Source organism: Geobacillus sp. LYN3 (genome assembly GCF_003064505.1).
Classification (GTDB): domain Bacteria; phylum Bacillota; class Bacilli; order Bacillales; family Anoxybacillaceae; genus Parageobacillus_B; species Parageobacillus_B toebii.
The window spans coordinates 48,538-67,320 of sequence record NZ_QCWL01000001.1; the positions used below are offsets into that span (position 1 = coordinate 48,538).

General features: G+C 41.5%; 22 protein-coding genes, 1 pseudogene and 1 riboswitch. Of the genes and pseudogenes, 5 read left to right on the forward strand and 18 right to left on the reverse strand.

Going from position 1 to position 18,783, the window contains the following annotated elements:
- Positions 1-170 precede the first annotated feature (170 nt).
- A riboswitch (SAM riboswitch) is annotated at positions 171-274 on the reverse strand.
- Positions 275-366: 92 nt separating this feature from the next.
- The 9 genes and pseudogenes from DCC82_RS00280 to DCC82_RS00320 all read right to left on the reverse strand — a co-directional run bounded on the left by DCC82_RS00280 (position 367) and on the right by DCC82_RS00320 (position 8,293).
- Positions 367-714, reverse strand: coding sequence for an SCP2 sterol-binding domain-containing protein (locus DCC82_RS00280; RefSeq protein WP_171698814.1), 348 nt, complete (start codon positions 712-714; stop codon positions 367-369).
- A 222-nt stretch (positions 715-936) separates the two neighbouring features.
- Positions 937-1,248, reverse strand: coding sequence for a thioredoxin family protein (locus DCC82_RS00285; RefSeq protein WP_015864998.1), 312 nt, complete (start codon positions 1,246-1,248; stop codon positions 937-939).
- An 8-nt stretch (positions 1,249-1,256) separates the two neighbouring features.
- Positions 1,257-1,607, reverse strand: coding sequence for a toprim domain-containing protein (locus tag DCC82_RS00290; RefSeq protein ID WP_062678344.1), 351 nt, complete (start codon positions 1,605-1,607; stop codon positions 1,257-1,259).
- Between the two features lie 26 nt (positions 1,608-1,633).
- A pseudogene (locus DCC82_RS00295) lies at positions 1,634-1,834 on the reverse strand (hypothetical protein); the annotation flags it as partial.
- A 158-nt stretch (positions 1,835-1,992) separates the two neighbouring features.
- Entirely contained in the window at positions 1,993-2,376 is a 384-nt protein-coding gene (gene gcvH, locus DCC82_RS00300) for a glycine cleavage system protein GcvH (protein WP_015865000.1), read from the reverse strand.
- 73 nt (positions 2,377-2,449) lie between these two features.
- Positions 2,450-2,812 (reverse strand): arsenate reductase family protein, encoded by a 363-nt coding sequence (locus DCC82_RS00305; protein ID WP_062678345.1) that lies wholly within the window; start codon positions 2,810-2,812, stop codon positions 2,450-2,452.
- Positions 2,813-2,868: 56 nt separating this feature from the next.
- A complete protein-coding gene (locus tag DCC82_RS00310) occupies positions 2,869-4,653 on the reverse strand; it encodes an acyl-CoA dehydrogenase family protein (RefSeq protein WP_097353809.1) in 1,785 nt (594 codons plus the stop codon).
- 54 nt (positions 4,654-4,707) lie between these two features.
- On the reverse strand, positions 4,708-5,880 hold the full coding sequence (locus tag DCC82_RS00315; RefSeq protein WP_015865003.1) for an acetyl-CoA C-acetyltransferase: 1,173 nt from the start codon (positions 5,878-5,880) through the stop codon (positions 4,708-4,710).
- A gap of 28 nt (positions 5,881-5,908) precedes the next feature.
- Positions 5,909-8,293 (reverse strand): 3-hydroxyacyl-CoA dehydrogenase/enoyl-CoA hydratase family protein, encoded by a 2,385-nt coding sequence (locus tag DCC82_RS00320; protein WP_062755791.1) that lies wholly within the window; start codon positions 8,291-8,293, stop codon positions 5,909-5,911.
- A 184-nt stretch (positions 8,294-8,477) separates the two neighbouring features.
- On the opposite strand from DCC82_RS00320, the gene DCC82_RS00325 reads away from it, so the two are divergent.
- On the forward strand, positions 8,478-8,627 hold the full coding sequence (locus DCC82_RS00325; RefSeq protein WP_015865005.1) for a YuzL family protein: 150 nt from the start codon (positions 8,478-8,480) through the stop codon (positions 8,625-8,627).
- Between the two features lie 183 nt (positions 8,628-8,810).
- Here the strand turns inward: DCC82_RS00325 and DCC82_RS00330 are convergent, their stop codons facing one another.
- Complete coding sequence (locus tag DCC82_RS00330) at positions 8,811-9,728, reverse strand: proline dehydrogenase family protein (protein WP_015865006.1); 918 nt, start codon at positions 9,726-9,728, stop codon at positions 8,811-8,813.
- Between the two features lie 161 nt (positions 9,729-9,889).
- Here DCC82_RS00330 and DCC82_RS00335 point away from each other — a divergent pair, with 161 nt between their 5' ends.
- Positions 9,890-10,153, forward strand: a complete 264-nt coding sequence (locus DCC82_RS00335; protein WP_015865007.1) for a hypothetical protein — start codon at positions 9,890-9,892, stop codon at positions 10,151-10,153.
- An 18-nt stretch (positions 10,154-10,171) separates the two neighbouring features.
- Entirely contained in the window at positions 10,172-10,504 is a 333-nt protein-coding gene (locus DCC82_RS00340) for a spore coat protein (protein ID WP_015865008.1), read from the forward strand.
- 78 nt (positions 10,505-10,582) lie between these two features.
- On the opposite strand, the gene DCC82_RS18500 is transcribed toward DCC82_RS00340, so the two are convergent.
- From DCC82_RS18500 to DCC82_RS00365, 6 genes are all read right to left on the reverse strand, one after another.
- The gene (locus DCC82_RS18500; RefSeq protein WP_108430412.1) at positions 10,583-10,672 is read right to left on the reverse strand and encodes a DUF2573 family protein; all 90 of its coding nucleotides are present in this window, start codon (positions 10,670-10,672) and stop codon (positions 10,583-10,585) included.
- 45 nt (positions 10,673-10,717) lie between these two features.
- Positions 10,718-10,870: a hypothetical protein gene (locus DCC82_RS17540; protein WP_162839691.1), complete on the reverse strand. Its 153-nt coding sequence runs from the start codon at positions 10,868-10,870 to the stop codon at positions 10,718-10,720.
- Between the two features lie 165 nt (positions 10,871-11,035).
- Positions 11,036-11,245, reverse strand: a complete 210-nt coding sequence (locus DCC82_RS00350; RefSeq protein WP_097353810.1) for a hypothetical protein — start codon at positions 11,243-11,245, stop codon at positions 11,036-11,038.
- A 133-nt stretch (positions 11,246-11,378) separates the two neighbouring features.
- On the reverse strand, positions 11,379-12,746 hold the full coding sequence (gene bioA / locus DCC82_RS00355; protein ID WP_062678350.1) for an adenosylmethionine--8-amino-7-oxononanoate transaminase: 1,368 nt from the start codon (positions 12,744-12,746) through the stop codon (positions 11,379-11,381).
- The gene (gene bioD / locus DCC82_RS00360; RefSeq protein ID WP_097353811.1) at positions 12,736-13,455 is read right to left on the reverse strand and encodes a dethiobiotin synthase; all 720 of its coding nucleotides are present in this window, start codon (positions 13,453-13,455) and stop codon (positions 12,736-12,738) included. Before bioD ends, bioA begins: the two co-directional genes overlap by 11 nt.
- Positions 13,455-14,018, reverse strand: coding sequence for a biotin transporter BioY (locus DCC82_RS00365; RefSeq protein WP_097353812.1), 564 nt, complete (start codon positions 14,016-14,018; stop codon positions 13,455-13,457). Before DCC82_RS00365 ends, bioD begins: the two co-directional genes overlap by 1 nt.
- Before the next feature lie 559 nt (positions 14,019-14,577).
- On the opposite strand from DCC82_RS00365, the gene DCC82_RS00370 reads away from it, so the two are divergent.
- Both DCC82_RS00370 and katA read left to right on the forward strand, forming a co-directional pair.
- On the forward strand, positions 14,578-15,144 hold the full coding sequence (locus DCC82_RS00370; protein ID WP_108430193.1) for an FAD-dependent oxidoreductase: 567 nt from the start codon (positions 14,578-14,580) through the stop codon (positions 15,142-15,144).
- Between the two features lie 511 nt (positions 15,145-15,655).
- Positions 15,656-17,122, forward strand: coding sequence for a catalase KatA (gene katA / locus DCC82_RS00375; RefSeq protein ID WP_097353813.1), 1,467 nt, complete (start codon positions 15,656-15,658; stop codon positions 17,120-17,122).
- Here katA and DCC82_RS17335 read toward each other — a convergent pair.
- Together DCC82_RS17335 and DCC82_RS00380 are read right to left on the reverse strand one after the other, a co-directional pair.
- Complete coding sequence (locus DCC82_RS17335; RefSeq protein ID WP_097353814.1) at positions 17,109-17,315, reverse strand: hypothetical protein; 207 nt, start codon at positions 17,313-17,315, stop codon at positions 17,109-17,111. The genes katA and DCC82_RS17335 overlap by 14 nt on opposite strands.
- Positions 17,316-17,415: 100 nt before the next feature.
- Positions 17,416-18,645 (reverse strand): LuxR C-terminal-related transcriptional regulator, encoded by a 1,230-nt coding sequence (locus DCC82_RS00380; RefSeq protein ID WP_233252881.1) that lies wholly within the window; start codon positions 18,643-18,645, stop codon positions 17,416-17,418.
- Positions 18,646-18,783: the final 138 nt, after the last annotated feature.

The window sequence follows — 18,783 nt, forward strand, 5'->3', positions numbered from 1 at the left end:
CCCATCTAACTATATTATACTATATTTTACTGAATCTATCCTATTTTCAGCAAAATATAGTTAAGGCGATTCCTCTCCCACTTACTCCGCTTCGCTTCGTTGAAGTGGGAGTCTTCTCGCCTAATTAAGATAAAACCCCTCTTCTTCTAAGAAGAGAGGGGGATGCACTCTTCTTATCTCTCAGAGCAATTCGCTCTGCTGGAATTAGCATCATGTTGAAACAACCGGTTGCCGGGCTTCATTGGGCCAGTCCCTCCACCTCTCTTGATAAGAATGATATATACCATTTTTTCTGAATAATACTATTATTCCTCCTAATTGTCAATTCATTTTTTTATAAAAATTAAAAATAAAGAAATATGGTATTTAGCAAACATAGCGATACGGTTTTGACAAATGTAACAGAGACTCCAGAAGCAACATATGACGGAAACTTCCAGAAATGTGCACTTCTCGAAGCCGAATTTGTTGTTGTAATTTTAACCTTCCATTTATCAATGATTCCAGTGCCTCTTTCGATCCTCGAATGGTCACTAGCCGACGTTCATCTATCTTTTCCTTTTGACCGATTTTATATTTAGAAATCGCAACAACCGCTGTTTCTGTTTCACATTCAAACTGAACGTATAACTCTTCTTCTGGTAAAATCGGTGATAAATGATTTAATTTTTGAATTCGTTCTGTAAGCTGTCCTACTAATTCACACATATCCATTTTATACCCGCCTCCCCCATTATCCTGTCACTTCATTCATTTCCATAAAAAAAAGGAGAATCCTTTATAAAAATCTCGACAAATCGTCTGGAAAATAGGCAATATTCTCATCATTTCCCAAGAAATATGTCAAACGAAGTCAAATCACCGTTTATTTTAGTTCTTGCGCTGTCACCTTTAAGGGGAGGAGAGAATGAACCACATCTGTTCATTTTTCTAATTCTAAGGCAACATTTCCTTTATTGTTTCGTATAAATACGGTACAGAATGAAACGCGTATAATTTTTTTACAATATTGCCGCGATCAAATAAAAGAAGGCATGGAACGCTTTCAATTTTCCATGCAACCGCACGCTCTGGCATATAATTAATATCGGTCTTGTAAAATGGAATATGCGGAAATAGTTCCTCGACAACCTGGAGCATCCGCTCCGCAAGCTGGCAAGTGCCGCACATCGGTGTATATACATAAAGACAAGCCATATCTTTTTTATGAATAATGTCATCTATTTCTGGTAACTCTACTTTTTTCATTGCTGCTTTCACCTTTTTAATAAATAATCGTAATGGACATCAAAGTTCGCGCGTAATAATACTTGGGCAATATGCCAATTCGGCGCTGCAGCCACTTCACGGTACATTCGGTCAATATATATATGTTCCGCTTCAGGAAATTCACGGCGAAACTGTTTTCGTAATTTTTCCCCCGCTTCATCGGCATCCACTAATATATACACTTCTTTATAATAGAGCTCCTCAATCAGTTCTTCCAGTCTGGCATCACTAATCGTCCCGTTTGTACAAATAATTTCAACCGGTTCATTAATAATGTTTTCAATTTTTTGTTTGTCGGAACGCCCTTCCACAATAATCACTTTTTCGATTTCTATCATTATTATCACCTGATTAGTTGAAAATGTCATTCATTTATTATATGGAAAAACAATACGATGGTTTCCACATGGATAAGGAAAGGAAACGAGACTATAGTCGTTTTTGCAAAATAAAGAAGAAAAGCAACGGCATAGCACCGTTGCTTTCGACCCCAACCAGCCTCACCGTCGCAATCGACATACTGTTGATCTGGTCCAACGGTGACGGTTATTTGCTTATCAATTCGTCTATTTTGTTGCTAACTTGCGACAGAGAAACATGACCTTCATATAAATCATGTTCTATATCCTTTGTTTCCGCTGCCATACGGGCACCCTTTGTAAACCTCTTTATGTATAGGATGCCCATCGTTCGCGTGATCAACCGTGGTGATTGGGTGTATTATTATCCTTCTTTTACCATTTCTTCATATTGCTCTGCTGTTAATAAATTGTCGATCTCGCTCATATCATAAGGCTCGACAACAATCATCCATGCTTTTTCATACGGTGATTCATTCACATATTCTGGATTATCATTTAATTCTTCATTCACTTCTACTACTTTACCGCTAATTGGCGCATAAAGTTCGGAAACAGTTTTCACTGATTCGACGCTGCCGAATGGCTCGTTTGCTGTAATTTCCGCACCTACTTCTGGCAGTTCAACGAAAACGATGTCACCTAACTCCGATTGTGCAAAATCAGTAATACCGATGCGTACTTTATCTCCCTCGACACGCACCCACTCATGTTCTTCAGAATAGCGTAATTCCTTTGGTGTATTCATAATCGCACCCCTTCATAATAGATTATATTCTTTTTAATAATAACCGATTTTGCCAAAAAACTCACTGAACTCGTTACATTTGTTTAAAGAATTTTTCGTATTGCTCTTCGTTAAATCCAACGATGACATGATTTCCATCTGTTAAAATCGGGCGCTTGATCAACATGCCATCGGAAGCAAGAAGCTCAAGAAGCTCCTCTTCCGAAGCAGTATTCACTTTATCTTTTAGCCCTAACTCGCGATATTTCATACCACTTGTGTTAAAAAACTTTTTCAGTGGAAGCCCGCTCTTGCGATAAAGTTCTGTCAATTCCTCTTTTTTCGGCGGGTTTTCGACAATATGTACTTCCTGTACCGTGATACCATGCTCATCGAGCCATTTTTTCGCTTTTCGGCATGTACCGCACTTTGGATACCAATAAAAGGTTAACGACATATTGCACCATCCTTTGCAAATAAAAGTACCAGGATAAAACCTGGTACTTTCCATTATTACACAATATAACGTTCTGCTTCAATGAGCGCCGCTGCCGCTTCACGTTTTTTCGCGATGATATTGATTGGAGTATAGCGCGTCAATTTGCGCAAAGCGGCCAACATCATGCGCAACATATCGCCTTGCTCTACTGCGATAATGGTTTCTTTCGCGTGCGCCTCGATTTCGTTGAACGCTTCCTGGCAGAAAATTTGCGTATAAAGAAGTTTTTGTTTGTTTTTCTCTACTCCGGTGTTTTTAATTGCTTTTTCTGTACGAAGCAGAGCAGATTCCATCGCATAAATATTCGCAACAATATCAGCAATGTTTACTAAAATTTCCTGTTCATTTTCCAATTTCGGACCAAATTTTTGTGCTGCTAATCCCGCCGTCATTAATGCGATTTTTTTCGCGTTGCGTACTAAATATTTTTCTTGTTCAAGTACGCCGTCACCAACTTCTTCCGGCATAAGCATCATTAATTCTTCTTGAAGCTGTTGCGCTTTTTGAAGAAGTGGCAGTTCGCCTTTCATTGCTTTTTTCAAATACATTCCAGGAACTAATAGACGGTTAATTTCATTCGTTCCTTCAAAAATACGGTTAATCCGAGAGTCACGGTAAGCCCGCTCAATTTCGTATTCTTGCATAAATCCATAACCACCGTGAATTTGTACACCTTCGTCAACAATATAATCTAATGTTTCTGTTGCGAAGAATTTGTTTAGCGAACATTCGATGGCATATTCAGCAATCGATTTCGCAATTTCTTTTCCGTCTTTTGCTTTTTCCTCATCAAGAAGACTCATCCGTTCGTCAAATAAACCGACCGTACGATAGACGGAACTTTCTGTTGCGTACAACCGGGATGCCATTGTCGCAAATTTTTCTTGTGTTAATGTAAACTTAGAAATCGGTTGTTTAAATTGTTGACGTTGGTTCGCATATTGAAGCGTAATTTCCAGCGCCCGTTTTGCACCGCCAACCGCACCGACTCCTAGCTTATAACGGCCGATGTTTAAGATGTTGAACGCTATAACATGGCCTTTTCCAACTTCCCCAAGCAAGTTTTCTTTCGGAACAGGCACGTCTTGTAAAATTAATGTACGTGTTGAAGAACTTTTAATTCCCATTTTCTTTTCTTCCGGTCCAGTAGAAACACCAGGGAAGTCACGCTCGACAATGAATGCGGAGAAATGTTCGCCGTCTACTTTTGCGTATACGACAAATACATCCGCAAATCCAGCGTTCGTAATCCATTGTTTTTCACCGTTTAAAATATAATGTGTACCTTCCGCATTTAATCTTGCTGTTGTTTTTGCACCTAATGCGTCTGAACCAGAACCAGGCTCTGTTAACGCATATGCAGCAATTTTTTCACCAGTCGCTAATGCCGGCAAGTATTTTCTTTTTTGTTCTTCTGTTCCGAATAAGACGATAGGAAGCGAGCCGATTCCAACGTGCGCGCCATGAGAAATGGAAAATCCGCCAGCACGCGCCATTTTCTCTGCGATCAGTGCAGAGCTGATTTTATCAAGCCCTAAGCCGCCGTATTCTTCCGGAATATCCGCGCTAAGCAGTCCGAGTTCCCCTGCTTTTCTCAACAATTTCACAGAACGGTCAAATTCATGATTTTCCAAATGCTCCAATTGCGGAAGCACTTCGTTTACGACATAATCTTCCGTTGTTTTTGCAATCATTTTATGTTCGTCGGTAAAATCCTCCGGTGTAAACACACGTTCACAAGGAATGTCTTCAATAAGAAAGCTTCCGCCTTTAATCGCATTTTCTAATGCTTTCGCCATTCGTAACTCCTCCCCTTGATTTTGTATATAATCGGGCGGAAATGATACCGCCCATTAAATTAATTCAAATACTCCTGCTGCGCCCATACCGCCGCCGATACACATCGTGACAATTCCGAACTGCACATTGCGACGGCGCATTTCATAAAGCAGCGACAGCGTCAATTTTGCACCTGTACAACCAAGCGGATGGCCAAGCGCAATCGCTCCTCCGTTTACATTCACTTTTTCCTCATCTAGTCCAAGCTCGCGAATCACTTGGATCGATTGAGACGCAAACGCTTCATTTAGTTCGATTAATCCAATATCGGAAAGTTCTAACCCCGCAAGTTTTAGCGCTTTCGGAACCGCAGCAACCGGACCGATTCCCATCACTTCCGGCGGCACACCGGCAACAGCGAACGAACGGAATTTTCCAAGCGGTTTTAACCCTAGAGATTCTGCTTTTTCACGGTCCATTACCATTACCGCAGCAGCCCCATCGCTCATTTGTGAAGCGTTCCCAGCTGTTACCGTTCCGTTGACTGAAAATGCCGGACGAAGTTTTGCTAAAGTTTCCATATTCGTATCTGGGCGTACCCCTTCGTCCTCTTCGAAAAGTATTGTTTTCTCGACTAGTTTATTATTTTCTACTTTTCGAACGGTTACTTCTACCGGGACAATTTCATCCTTAAATTTGCCTTCCCGAATCGCTTTTGCGGCACGCTGATGGCTTCGTACAGCAAACGCGTCTTGGTCTTCACGGCTTACCCCATACTTCATCGCCACTTGTTCGGCTGTATGTCCCATTGACATATAATACTCTGGAGCTTCTTCTGCCAGTTTCGCATTTGGACGGATCACATGCCCCATCATTGGGACAAGGCTCATCGATTCCACACCGCCAGCAATGACCGTATCCGAATGGCCAAGCATGATTCGCTCCGCAGCGTAAGCAATCGCTTGCAAACCGGACGAGCAATAACGATTAATCGTAATGGCAGGAACCGTGTATGGAAGCCCTGCAAGCGCCCCGATGTTTCTCGCAATGTTTAATCCTTGCTCCGCTTCCGGCATCGCACACCCAATAATAAGGTCATCGATATTTCCTTCATAATTCCCCGCGCGTTTCAACGTTTCCTTTACAACGAGCGCGCCTAAATCATCTGGACGTACATGGGCGAGCGTCCCTTTTTTCGCCTTTCCGACCGGCGTGCGCGCCCCAGCTACAATCACCGCTTCTCTCACAATCTTCCCCCCTGTTTTTTCATATACGCTAGTTGCGCAACGGCTTTCCTTTAACAAGCATATGTTGCATTCTTGCTTGCGATTTCGGTTCGCCAACTAGGCTTAAAAATGCTTCGCGTTCTAAATCAAGCAAATACTGTTCATCCACTTCCGTACCGTATGGAACTTTTCCGCCGGCGATGACATACGCAAGTTTTTTCGCGATTTTTAAATCATGTTCACTAATGTATCCAGAATGATACATCGACTGCGCTCCAAGCAGCATTGCCGCATAACCTGTTTCACCAACCACAGGTACTTTTTTGCGAACCGGCGGGCGATAACCTTGATCGTAAAGAGAAATCACCGCTTGTTTCGCGTCATGAAGCAAATGATCACTATTCATCGTAATGCCATCTTGTTTACTTAAGAAGTTCCATTCGCACGCTTCCGCTGCTGAACTTGATACTTTTGCCATTGCGATCGTTTCAAACACTTTATTCGCCACTTGTTGCAAATCGACATTAACTCCGTTTGGCAGACTGTTTAAATATTTAATATAAAGTTCTTTATTTCCGCCGCCGCCAGGAATGAGGCCGACACCAACTTCCACAAGCCCCATATACGTTTCCGCCGCGGCTTGAATGCGTGATGATGGCAAACAAATTTCCGTTCCGCCACCGAGTGTCATCGCAAACGGTGCAACGACCACTGGTTTCGGGCTATACTTAATATTCATCATCGCTTGCTGGAATTGGCGAACAGCAATCTCAATTTCAAAATAGTTGTCATCTTGTGCTTCCATTAAAATCATCGCAAGATTTGCGCCGACACAGAAGTTTTTCCCTTGGTTTCCGATGACAAGCCCCTTATAGTTTCGTTCTACTTCTTCAAGGGCATAGTTAATCATTTGAACAATATCCGTGCCGATCGCGTTATTTGGCGAGTGAAACTCTAACAACGCTACATCATCGCCAAGGTCAATTAAACTTGCGCCGCTATTTTTCTTAATAACGTCTTTTTGCTCTTTCAAGCGCTTAATATGAATGACTTTCGGGTTTTCTTTAATCGGTTTGTATTCTCCGTGGTCGTAATAGAATGCTTGCCCTTTTTCCGATTTATAGAAAGAGGTGAATCCATCCGCAAGCATATCCGTTACCCACGAAGGAATTTCAAATCCTTCTGCTTGCATTTTACGAACAGATTGCTCAACACCGATTGCGTCCCACATTTCAAACGGACCGAGCTCCCAGCCAAATCCCCATTTCATCGCACGGTCGATAGCGACAATGTCATCAGCAATTTCACCGAGCAATTTCGCAGAATAGAGAAGAACTGGGGCAGTAATGTTCCAAAGGAATGTTCCTGCACGGTCATCCGCATATACAAGCGCTTTCAACTTATTGGCAAGCCCTTTTGCTTGTTTGCTCATTTCTACTGCCGGGGTTGTTAACTTTTTACGCGGCTCATATTCCAACGTTTCATAATTAAGCTCTAAAATATCTTTTCCTTGCTTCAAGAAGAAGCCTTGCCCCGATTTGCTGCCGAGCCAGCCTTTTTCGAGCATTGCTTTCATAAAGTCCGGAACGCGGAATGCCTCTTTTTCTTCTCCTTCTACTTTTTCAAATACATTGTTGGCAACGTGAATAAATGTGTCTAATCCAACTACATCAAGCGTACGGAATGTCGCGCTTTTCGGACGGCCAATCAGCGGCCCGGTAATCGAATCTACTTCTCCGACGCTGTATCCGCCTTTCATCATTTCTCTTACAGTGACTAAAAGTCCGTACGTGCCGATTCGGTTCGCAATGAAGTTTGGCGTATCTTTTGCCATCACAACGCCTTTGCCAAGAACCTCTTCTCCAAATGTTTTCATATATGAAACCACTTCTTGGGCTGTATCTTTTGTCGGGATGATTTCAAGCAGCTTTAAGTAGCGCGGTGGATTGAAGAAATGCGTTCCTAAAAAATGTCTTTTAAAGTCCTCAGAACGACCTTCTGCCATTGCTTCGATGGAAATGCCCGAAGTGTTTGAGCTGACGATCGTTCCCGGTTTTCTTACCTCATCTACCCTTGCAAATACACTTTTCTTAATTTCTAAATTTTCCACGACCACTTCAATAATCCAGTCCACTTCAGCAAGACGATGAAAATCATCTTCAAAGTTTCCTACTTCAATAAGGGCAAGATTGGACTTTGACATAAGCGGCGCTGGCTTTTGTTTCAATAACTTTTGCAACGCTTGATTGACAAGGCGGTTGCGCACTTCTTTATGTTCAAGTGTTAGCCCTTTTGCTTCCTCTTCCTTCGTCAGCTCACGCGGGACGATATCAAGAAGCAACGTCGGTATCCCCACGTTCGCTAAATGCGCCGCAATTCCCGAACCCATCACACCAGATCCGAGCACAGCAGCCCTTTGAATGCGTTTCACCATTCCTTTTCCCCCTCACACGTTGAATGAATAATCATTCATTTTATGCTGAAAAAAATATGCCATTAAAATTGTTGCTATATTAAATATAAAATATGTTAATAATTTTCGCAATATATAAACTTAACAAATTTTGTATTCATAAGAAATTATTTTTTGGTGACGATAATAAAAGGGGGTGAGACTGATGGCAAAACTGAAAAAGAACCCTTCGGAAAGAGCAGTCAGCGCAGCAAGCGTAAAGGGTAACGCTGGTCCAACTGTGGAAACGGACGGCGGAGGAAAAAAGACGAGCCAAAACCAGCAATATAAGCGGCATAATATGCAAGGAGAGTAATTCACTCATAAGTAATATATGATGCAAAATCAAAAATATAAAAGCGATCCGCGTTACTTTCCAAAAGAAAAACGCATCACGGACAAAAACGAGTCTGCGATGCGTTTTCCATTTAGGGTTAAAAAGTTTGCCAGATGACTCTTGCCGACGTGCGGATGACCGATCTTCTCAACGATTTTACCATTATTTACGAAAAATTCCTTTAAGAACGAATGCGACGTTTGCAGGACGTTCCGCAAGGCGGCGCATAAAGTAACCGTACCAGTCCGTTCCGTATGGAACATAAACGCGCATCGTATATCCTTCACGCGCAAGCTGTTCTTGCCGCTCTGGACGAATTCCGTATAACATTTGGAATTCGAACTGGCTATTAGGAATGTTATATTCTTTGACAAGCTGCTTCGTATATTCAATGATGGCGTCGTCATGGGTCGCTACCGCTGTATAGTTTCCATTTAATAAATGCATCTTAATGATTTTTTTAAAGTTTTCATCGACATCTTTTTTATCTGGAAACGCCACTTCCGGTGATTCCTTATATGCCCCTTTGACAAGGCGCAAATTTGGGTGGTAATCTTTTAAATCTTCGATATCGGATACCGTACGGTACAAATACGCTTGCAATACCGTTCCGACATTATCATATTCTTTTTTCAACTGTTTAAAAATATCGAGCGTTTTTTGACAGCGAGAATAATCTTCCATATCAATCGTGACAAAAACGCCGTGCTGTTTCGCTGTATCTAAAATACGCCGCATATTGCGCATCACAAGCTCGTCTGAAATATCAAGCCCCATCGATGTCATTTTTAACGACAATTGTGAATTAAGCTTTTCTCTTCCAATCGCTTCAATCGCCTCGATGCAATGGTTCGCCATCTCGTTCGCTTCTTTTTCATTGTCCACGAATTCTCCTAAATAATCGACCGTAACAGCCAACCCTTTTTTATTTAATTGTTTAATCACTTCGACAGCCTGTGCGATCGTTTCCCCTGCAACAAATCGGGAGGCCCCAAAGCGCAATCCATATTTTTTCGCCAATTTAGTTAATGTCTTATTTTTCGATAAAAACAAAAAAAAGTCGCGCATCAATTGCTCCATCGTTGTACCTCCTTATTCCGCAAACGCATTCGTATTTTTATTGTAGCATGTTTTATTATTATTGAATATCTTTTTTCGACAAAATTCTTCCCTGTGTATAGTTTCCCACAAAATGAACAATCTACAACTGAAACATTCAACTTTGGAAAGGAGCATGATGTATGCAACAACAAATGAACATGCAACAACAAACGGTCATGCCGCAGCCGCCGCAAATGGTTTCAACGAAAGATGCGCTTTATTTTACAGACATGCTGTCTTGGAATTTGCTTGCCATGAAAAAAGCGCACTTTTTTGCATCGCAATGCCAAGATAAAGAAGTGGCACAAGCGCTTGAAAAAGCTGGTCAAATGCATCAACGCCACTATCAAAAAATTTTAAGCCACCTACAAAATCCAAGCCAGCCTAAAATGACAATGCAATAACAATCGGGAGGAATGATCATGAACCAAAACCAAATTCAAAATCCAGAAACGCAAATACCAAAAACACCGCAAATGAATGATCGCGACTTTCTTAACGATATGTTAACAACAGAAAAATATATGACTTCCTCATATAACGTCTTTTTGCATGAAGCAAGCCATCAACAATTATATCAAGATATGATGAATATTTTTACGGAGACACAAAACTGCCAACGTGAGTTATATAACTTAATGTTCAAAAAAGGCTGGTACAAGCTTGAAGCAGCTGACCAGCAAAAATTGCAACAATCGTATCAGCAATTCCAAGGATACACAAATCAATTCCCATATCAAAATACAGTTCAGTAATACTAAACCTTCAGGCAGCGAAAAAGCCATGATTGCACACATCATGGCTTTTTCGCATTCGCTCGCTTCTTCATTCCATTATTTGATTTCCGCAACCAACTGCTTCATTTGCTCCTTCGCCTCCAGATAAAGCTCACTCCAATGTTTGGCGAGACTAGGTGCTGATATGTTTCCCGTTACAAAGCGCCCCGCGTATTGCGAGGACGCTCTTTCTCAATACCAGAATCCACTATACGGATAATAAGGAGGGTATGGATAATACGGTCTTGGACGATAGAAAAGCGGAAATGCTAGCGTACTGCCGAGCAATCCGCCTAGAAAGCCGCCTAAAAACGGACCTCCGAAAAATACTCGTGGATATACCATCGCTATTCCTCCTTCCCAAAAAATAAAACTGGACACCAACATGTTATGTCAATGAAAGGCAAAAGGAGCTGGGAAGCTGCCCACTTTTTCACAAGCTTTTCTTAAAATATGGATTTGAAAAAGTTCAAAGCCTGCCATGTAACCGGCAGGCTCAAACAATGTTTACTACCAATAAGGGAATCCGTATCCGTAACCGCCATAACCGCCATAGAACGGGCCTGTTAGCGCGCTGCCCAGCAGGCCCCCTAAAAAACCGCCAAAGAACGGAGCACCAAAACCAAAGCCCCATCCCCATGGACGCCAGCCAAATCCCCACCATGGACGGCCAAAACCAAAGCCCCATACTCTCGTATCTTGTAAGTTTATATCATTCATGCTCCTCTCTCCTTTGCTGATCGTTTTGTTTCTTCCCTTTCAATATATGTAGGACAAACGCCGAGGGCATGGGCGATTGACCGTTTGGGCAAAAAATAGGCTGCCTAGACGCTCTAGGCAGCAATGAAAACCATTATCGAACGACTTTGGCCATTTCCGCGATCGAATCAAAGAGGATATCGACTGCTGTTTCCATCTGGTCCTCTGTCATTGCTAACACTGGAATAAACGTGATCACCGGACCGAGCGGGCGAATGATCAATCCGCGTTTTCGAGCTTCTAGAATAATACGATGTTCGACCATTTCGGAGCGCGGGAAAATTTGTTTCGTGTTTCGATCTTGAACAATTTCAATTCCTACCATTAATCCTTTTTGACGAATATCCCCAACAATTGGAATTTCATAAAGCTTCTCTAGCTTTTTTGCCAGCCTTTCTGCTTTTTTTCTTACGTTTTCGACAAGATTTCGTTTTTCGATGAGTTCAATATTTTTTAAAGCGACAGCACAAGACAACTGATTGCCTGTATATGTATGACCGTGATAAAATGTCTTGTCTTCGTCGACTTCTCCTAAAAACGCTTCATACACTCGATCCGTTGTTAATGTGGCAGCTAGCGGTAAATAACCACCTGTAATCCCTTTCCCTAAACAAACGATATCTGGCGTTACTTGTTCCTGTTCACAAGCAAACAGCGTGCCCGTTCTTCCAAACCCGACGGCGACCTCATCGCAAATAAGCAGCACCCCATATTTTCGACAAAGTGTTTCAATGCCTTTTAAAAATCCTTTTGGATGTGTAATGATGCCCGCAGCTCCTTGAACGAGCGGCTCTACGATCACGCCGGCGATTTGTTCATGTTCACGCTCTAACACATCTTCAAGCTGTTGCAAACAATATCTGACAATCTCCTCTTCATCGCCATATCCGTCCATGCGATACACATACGGAGAAGGAACTTCAATTCGTTCAAACAACAGCGGCTTAAAAATGCGATGGAATAAATCCATTCCGCCGACACTCACAGCGCCGACCGTATCACCATGATACGCTTCCTTTAAAGAAACAAATTTATTTTTTGCCGCATATTTAACTGGATCAATGTTTTTCCAATATTGATACGCCATTTTTAGCGCAATTTCCACAGCGGCAGCTCCCGTGTCGGAGTAAAACACTTTCGAAAGTCCCGGCCAAAGTTCAATCAACTTTTTCGCCAATAAAATCGAAGGCACATTTGCCGACCCAAGCAATGTCGAGTGCGCGATCGTTTCTATTTGCATGTGCAAAGCTTCATTTAATTCCGGATCATTATGGCCGTGGACGTTTACCCATAATGATGCATATCCGTCCAAATATTTATTCCCATTGACATCAAATAAGTAGCTTCCTTGCCCACGCTCAATAATCAGCGGATGTTCTTGCACGTATGTTTTCATTTGCGTAAACGGATGCCACACATACTCTTTATCCCATTGTTCTAATTGTTCATAACTATATCGCAACAGAAAGCACCTCCTGTAACAATTGCTTTTGCTCGTTATTCTCTAGCCAACGTTCCGCCAACGCCATCATCGTATGCTTCGTCACCTTCGCAAGAGATGGCAGTGTGGCAATGACCGGCAAATCTAACATTTTCTTTATTGTTTCAATATTATTAACATGAATGATGCTTTCGGCATTAAATTGATTAAAAATCAACCCAAGAATACGAATGCCTTGCTGCTGTGCGTAAGATACGGTTGTCACCGTATGATGAATGGCGCCAAGCCCTGCTAAGGAAACGATGATAATTGGAATGTTGTATTCTCTAATCAAATCGTTGGTCATATAAAACTCTTGTTCCTTCTCTATTAACGGGACAGCTAAACCTCCCGCCCCCTCAACAAGAACGATATCGTATTGGCGTTTCCATTGTTCGATTTTTTCCGCTATCAATGCCGGGTCGATAGTCGTGTTGGTTAGCGTTGCTGCCAAATGCGGCGAAACGGCAGGTTCCATATAATATAGCCCTTCTGATTGCGGCAATCCAACGACCTTCTCGTACCAATATTGATCGGCAAACGAAACTCCATCTTCCGCCAATCCTGTTTGAATCGGCTTAAATATTTTTGTATTCAACCCTAATTTTTGAAAAACAAAAGCAAGAAAAGAGGTTGCCACCGTCTTGCCAATCTCTGTTCCTGTTCCGGTTATAAAGATTGCTTTTCCCATTAAGAAACCGCCTCCTGCTTGCGAATGACTAAGTGAATACGCGGCAGTATACGTGCAACAAGCACGGAACAAACCGCGCACAACAATAAATCGCCCGGCACCGGAAGCACAAAGCCAAACCATAACGTTTGTCCAATGGTAAGCGGCTTTTCCACGATCCATTTCATCGCCATATATAACCAGGCGCATCCAAAGCAATAAACAACTAGAAGCGTAGATAAATTCGCTAGAAAAATCGTTACTGCCCTACGAAATTGAAAAATCTGCATCATCCACCCGTTGACATAGGCCCCCAGAACAAAACCGATCAAATAACCAAACGTCGGCTTCAACACATAGCTAGGTCCTCCGCCTTCCGCGAAAACTGGCGCTCCCGCAAGACCGATCAGCACATAAACAAGCTGGCTCAACATCCCAAGCTTCGGCCCTAATAAACATCCCGCTAAATAAACGGAAGCGATTTGCAACGTAAACGGCACATATGGAATCGGAATTTTGATAAACCCGCCAATGGCCGTAAGCGCGGCAAACAGCGCCGCCAGCAACAATGATTTTGTTTTCATTTCTCTCCCTCCAATCCCATATTTTTTCTCTTATTTTGCCTGACAATCTATTAAATGTCAACCAAATTTTGTCTATAGGTTAACATATAAACAGATTTTCCTACAATGGATCAAAAATATAGTGACAGAAATAATTACAAAAAATAAAACGGCTAATCTTAGCCGTCGAAGTGATAAATTCTTTTTTCTGTTCCGTTTATCATTCTGTTGCAGAAATAAAACCATGCTAGAAACCTTGCTGGTCATGTTTATGGTTATTTATTTTCCATTACTTATGCTGAATAATCTTCATCCCACATTGACAAAGAATCGAATGCTTTAACCGACGAATCGGCTGATGGCATTGTTCGCAAATGATTTGTTTACGCATGTTTATGTTCTCCTTTTCATTGCTGTAAAATGATTATAGCTATCATTTATTATATATATTACTTTTAAATAATCAATATTAAATAATAATAATTTTAATTTTAAAAAAACACATTAATTGGATAAAAATAGTGTTGATGTTATAATAAAAAATGAGGAAATATTCCAACAAAAAGGATGGGATGAACCGATGTACGATATCGCCATTATCGGAGCTGGTCCTGCGGGGGCAAGCGCTGCCATTTTTACCGCAAAAGCAGGAAAGAAAACAGTATTAATTAACAATGACAAAAGCATGACAAAGCGTGCCTGGATCGAAAACCATTATGGCGTTATGGAAACTACAGGGCCGGATTTAGTCGAAACCGGGAAAAAACAAGCAGCAAAATTCGGAGCAGAACTTGTCGTTGGCCAAGCCACCAACATCGAAAAAACAGAAAACGGCTTCCGCATTCAAACAGACAACGGTACGTTTGAGGCAAAACACGTTATTTTGGCAACAGGAATAGCAGTCGATCTTGCCGAAAAAATCGGCGTGAAAACAAAGCCAGGAACCGAGCCGCGCATTAAAACAATTATTGATGTAGATGAGAACGGACGCACAAATATCGATGGAATTTGGGCGGCCGGAACAGCAGCTGGCGTCAGCGTACATACCATTATCACCGCTGGCGATGGAGCGAAAGTGGCCATTAACGTCATTAGCGAATTAAACGGTGAACGGTATGTGGATCATGATGTATTAAAAACAAAATAAAAGCTGCCCACAAATGTGGGCAGTTCTTCGTTTATTATCCCTTCTCGATGCTTTTCGATACTTTCCCTAATAACAATAACGGATCTCTCGCTTCGTCTTTCCTCAAATCGTCCGTCACTTCGCTCAATACAGCGTAAATCATACTAATTCTCTTTTATCAGGAGTCATATGCATAAATCAGACGTTTTTTTTAATTAAATGAAGATGCAAAACTCATAACGGATGCATAAATGCACATAAAAATCCGCCACCTTGAAAATCATTCAGCAGCCAAACCAACTACCAAGGGATGGACACTATCATGATTTTCAGTTGGAGCGATAATATTGATAACAGCTTATGCATTTTCGTACATATGGCAACTTAATTATCTGAATAGTTGTTATATTATTTTAAATATGATTTTATTATAAATATATTTTTATAATTATTATAAATAAGTATTGACTTTAATTTGAAAAATGTTATCATTTGTTATGAAGACGAAAATGAAAATAGGGGGAAATAAACGATGTCAGATAAAAAAAAGCTCACAACTAGTTGGGGAGCACCTGTTGGCGATAACCAAAACTCGATAACGGCTGGTAATCCCGGACCGACATTAATCCAAGACGTACATCTTCTTGAAAAACTGGCACATTTCAATAGAGAACGCGTTCCAGAACGTGTCGTACATGCGAAAGGCGCAGGTGCGCATGGTTATTTCGAAGTAACGAACGATATGTCGAAGTATACAAAAGCAAAAGTGTTTAATGGTGTTGGAAAACGCACACCTGTGTTCGTCCGCTTCTCTACTGTCGCCGGTGAATTGGGATCTGCGGATACCGTCCGCGACCCGCGCGGTTTTGCGGTGAAGTTTTACACAGAAGAGGGGAACTACGATATTGTAGGCAACAACACACCAATTTTCTTTATTCGTGATGCGATTAAATTCCCGGATTTTATCCATACACAAAAACGCGATCCGCGCACACATTTGAAAAATCCAACAGCAATCTGGGATTTCTGGTCTTTATCTCCGGAATCTTTGCACCAAGTCACTTATTTGTTTGGGGATCGTGGCATTCCGCTCACTTACCGTCATATGAACGGATACGGAAGCCATACATTCAAATGGGTGAATGAAGACGGCGAAGCGGTATGGGTAAAATACCACTTTAAAACAAACCAAGGCGTGAAAAACATGGATCCAGAACTAGCGGTTAAAATCGCCGGAGAAAATCCGGATTACCATACGGAAGATTTATATAACGCTATCGAAAAAGGCGACTATCCATCTTGGACATTATATGTGCAAATTATGCCGCTAGAAGACGCAAAAACATACCGTTTCAATCCGTTTGATGTCACAAAAGTTTGGTCCCACAAAGATTATCCGTTAATTGAAGTCGGCCGTATGGTATTAAACCGCAATCCGGAAAACTACTTTGCCGAAGTCGAACAAGCGACATTCTCTCCTGGAAACCTTGTTCCTGGCGTTGAGCCGTCACCAGACAAAATGTTGCAAGCCCGTTTGTTCGCTTATGCGGATGCGCACCGTTACCGCGTCGGCGTGAACCATAACTTGCTGCCGATCAACCGCCCGCGCGTGGAAGTAAACAATTATCAACGTGACGGCTTCATGCGCTTTGATAATAACGGAGGCGGTTCGGTCAACTACGAACCAAACAGCTTCGGCGGACCGACAGAAGTGCCAGAACATAAAACGACCCCATTCCCGGTATCCGGCGTAGCCGAAAGCGTGCCATATGATGACGACGACCATTATACACAAGCCGGAGACTTATACCGTCTCATGAGCGAGGACGAAAAAGCGCGCCTTGTGAAAAACATCGTTGAATCAATGAAACAAGTAACAAAAGAAGAAATTAAACTTCGCCAAATCCGTCACTTCTACAAAGCAGCCCCTGACTACGGCCGCCGCGTTGCCGAAGGGCTTGGCTTGAGCGTCCCAGACGATGTGATCACAAAGGCATAGCGGATAGATAAACCAAGGATAGACGCTGACTGACAACGTCTATCCTTTTCATTTTTTCATCCGCCTTCTTTTGTGCCAGATCATCTCTTTTTTCAGAAAGGACAAGACCAACAATGAAATAAACCAGTTTTAGTATTTTTGATAAAAACGAAACGATTTTTAAACGCTGAAAGCCAATTCCAATAATCACCATAAAAAACAGCAGATTAATTCTAGTAAATCTATTTTTGACCTTGTGACTGGCCGTTTGAAAATAAATTTCTCGCCTTTATTTTATTTGGCTGTAAGATTATTCATGAAATAATCCCCATCCGTATCGCTTTGGCCACAGCTTCCGTACGATTTTTGGCTTTTAGTTTTTTCATCATGCTAGAAATATAATCCCTTACCGTGAACTCGCTTAAATAAAGTTGGCAGGCCGCTTCTGACGTTGACGCACCATCGGCTAGCAATTTCAAAATCTCAATTTCCCTTGGCGAAAGAACTTCATCCAACTGTTCATCGGCTTCCGATACCTGCGCTTCGATAAATTTTAGTAACAACTCGCCAGCGCTTTGCCCAAATTTCATTAGCGCAGGAAATAAGCTGCGGTCAACGGTAAAAAAGCGGCCAGGCCCTTGATCGAGCAGCACTCCACCGATAATTTTCCCTTCCGTCGGCACATATACAGGTACAATAATCAGTGATACTAATTGAAATTTTTGGACGTATTGTTTTGGAAATTCCTTATCCGCAAAAGGGACGTAAATCGGCTGGAAATTCTTCATCACATGCACTTGCGATTTTAATTTCACAAGGCTTTCCTTTAAAATAGGGATATTCTCAATTTTCGCGGCGATCGACTGAATTTCTGCTTTATTTAGGTGATGACCGTACAACCCGACGCCAACGCTTTCCTTATTAACGAATTTAAATAAAGCGCACCGCTGAAATGGGAGAAAATGTGCGAATCCGAAACAAATATTTTCAATCGACTCTTGAAACGTTTGCGATCGCAATATCCACTCATCAAATAGGATAACAGCATCTTTCCACAAATCCCGTCCGACATCGGCATAAGCGCTTTCACTTTGTAACTGCCGCATATTGAATGATTGCTCATTCATTTGATACAACAACGTTTCATTTAATTTAAAAAATAAATAGTGAACAGAAGGATGCAATTTCGTTGAATAAGCAATCCTTGATTTTAATACTTTATGTGAGGAATTTTCTAACAAATTCAAGTAAAAGATAAGCGTTTCTGGATCTGGACGTTGCTGAAATGTGTTCCACCACTCCGTTTGAATATCTTGCAGCATTTTATAAATATCTGGTTCTTGTGTGGCTGCGGATGCTAGCCACTTTTGTAAACTGCCGCTTAAAAATTCAAACATAGCAATCGATTTTTTCCGCATTTGTTTTAAATAGCAATATAGGCTCTGCCATTCCTGAGAAAGATCTTCATAATAAATACTTAACAAACTCACTGCACTTTTTAGCAAATAATTTAAGTGATGATTTAACGTTTGGGACAATGCCATTCCCCCTTTTTTATTTAAATATTAAGAATATTTTAAATATTAGTTTCCAATATATAAAATTCACTGTTATATGCCTAATTCCTTTCATTTTCTTGCTTGTTTTGATAATCCGTTATCATTTTTACCAACCAAATTCCC

What these genes read in the sequence shown, in the direction of transcription:
- DCC82_RS00280 (WP_171698814.1), bottom strand. Translation starts at nt 714, where the DNA reads ATGGATATGTGTGAATTAGTAGGACAGCTTACAGAACGAATTCAAAAA.
- DCC82_RS00285 (WP_015864998.1), bottom strand. Translation starts at nt 1,248, where the DNA reads ATGAAAAAAGTAGAGTTACCAGAAATAGATGACATTATTCATAAAAAA.
- DCC82_RS00290 (WP_062678344.1), bottom strand. Translation starts at nt 1,607, where the DNA reads ATGATAGAAATCGAAAAAGTGATTATTGTGGAAGGGCGTTCCGACAAA.
- gcvH (WP_015865000.1), bottom strand. Translation starts at nt 2,376, where the DNA reads ATGAATACACCAAAGGAATTACGCTATTCTGAAGAACATGAGTGGGTG.
- DCC82_RS00305 (WP_062678345.1), bottom strand. Translation starts at nt 2,812, where the DNA reads ATGTCGTTAACCTTTTATTGGTATCCAAAGTGCGGTACATGCCGAAAA.
- DCC82_RS00310 (WP_097353809.1), bottom strand. Translation starts at nt 4,653, where the DNA reads ATGGCGAAAGCATTAGAAAATGCGATTAAAGGCGGAAGCTTTCTTATT.
- DCC82_RS00320 (WP_062755791.1), bottom strand. Translation starts at nt 8,293, where the DNA reads ATGGTGAAACGCATTCAAAGGGCTGCTGTGCTCGGATCTGGTGTGATG.
- DCC82_RS00325 (WP_015865005.1), top strand. Translation starts at nt 8,478, where the DNA reads ATGGCAAAACTGAAAAAGAACCCTTCGGAAAGAGCAGTCAGCGCAGCA.
- DCC82_RS00330 (WP_015865006.1), bottom strand. Translation starts at nt 9,728, where the DNA reads ATGGAGCAATTGATGCGCGACTTTTTTTTGTTTTTATCGAAAAATAAG.
- DCC82_RS00335 (WP_015865007.1), top strand. Translation starts at nt 9,890, where the DNA reads ATGCAACAACAAATGAACATGCAACAACAAACGGTCATGCCGCAGCCG.
- DCC82_RS00340 (WP_015865008.1), top strand. Translation starts at nt 10,172, where the DNA reads ATGAACCAAAACCAAATTCAAAATCCAGAAACGCAAATACCAAAAACA.
- DCC82_RS17540 (WP_162839691.1), bottom strand. Translation starts at nt 10,870, where the DNA reads ATGGTATATCCACGAGTATTTTTCGGAGGTCCGTTTTTAGGCGGCTTT.
- DCC82_RS00350 (WP_097353810.1), bottom strand. Translation starts at nt 11,245, where the DNA reads ATGAATGATATAAACTTACAAGATACGAGAGTATGGGGCTTTGGTTTT.
- bioD (WP_097353811.1), bottom strand. Translation starts at nt 13,455, where the DNA reads ATGGGAAAAGCAATCTTTATAACCGGAACAGGAACAGAGATTGGCAAG.
- DCC82_RS00365 (WP_097353812.1), bottom strand. Translation starts at nt 14,018, where the DNA reads ATGAAAACAAAATCATTGTTGCTGGCGGCGCTGTTTGCCGCGCTTACG.
- DCC82_RS00370 (WP_108430193.1), top strand. Translation starts at nt 14,578, where the DNA reads ATGTACGATATCGCCATTATCGGAGCTGGTCCTGCGGGGGCAAGCGCT.
- katA (WP_097353813.1), top strand. Translation starts at nt 15,656, where the DNA reads ATGTCAGATAAAAAAAAGCTCACAACTAGTTGGGGAGCACCTGTTGGC.
- DCC82_RS17335 (WP_097353814.1), bottom strand. Translation starts at nt 17,315, where the DNA reads ATGGTGATTATTGGAATTGGCTTTCAGCGTTTAAAAATCGTTTCGTTT.
- DCC82_RS00380 (WP_233252881.1), bottom strand. Translation starts at nt 18,645, where the DNA reads ATGGCATTGTCCCAAACGTTAAATCATCACTTAAATTATTTGCTAAAA.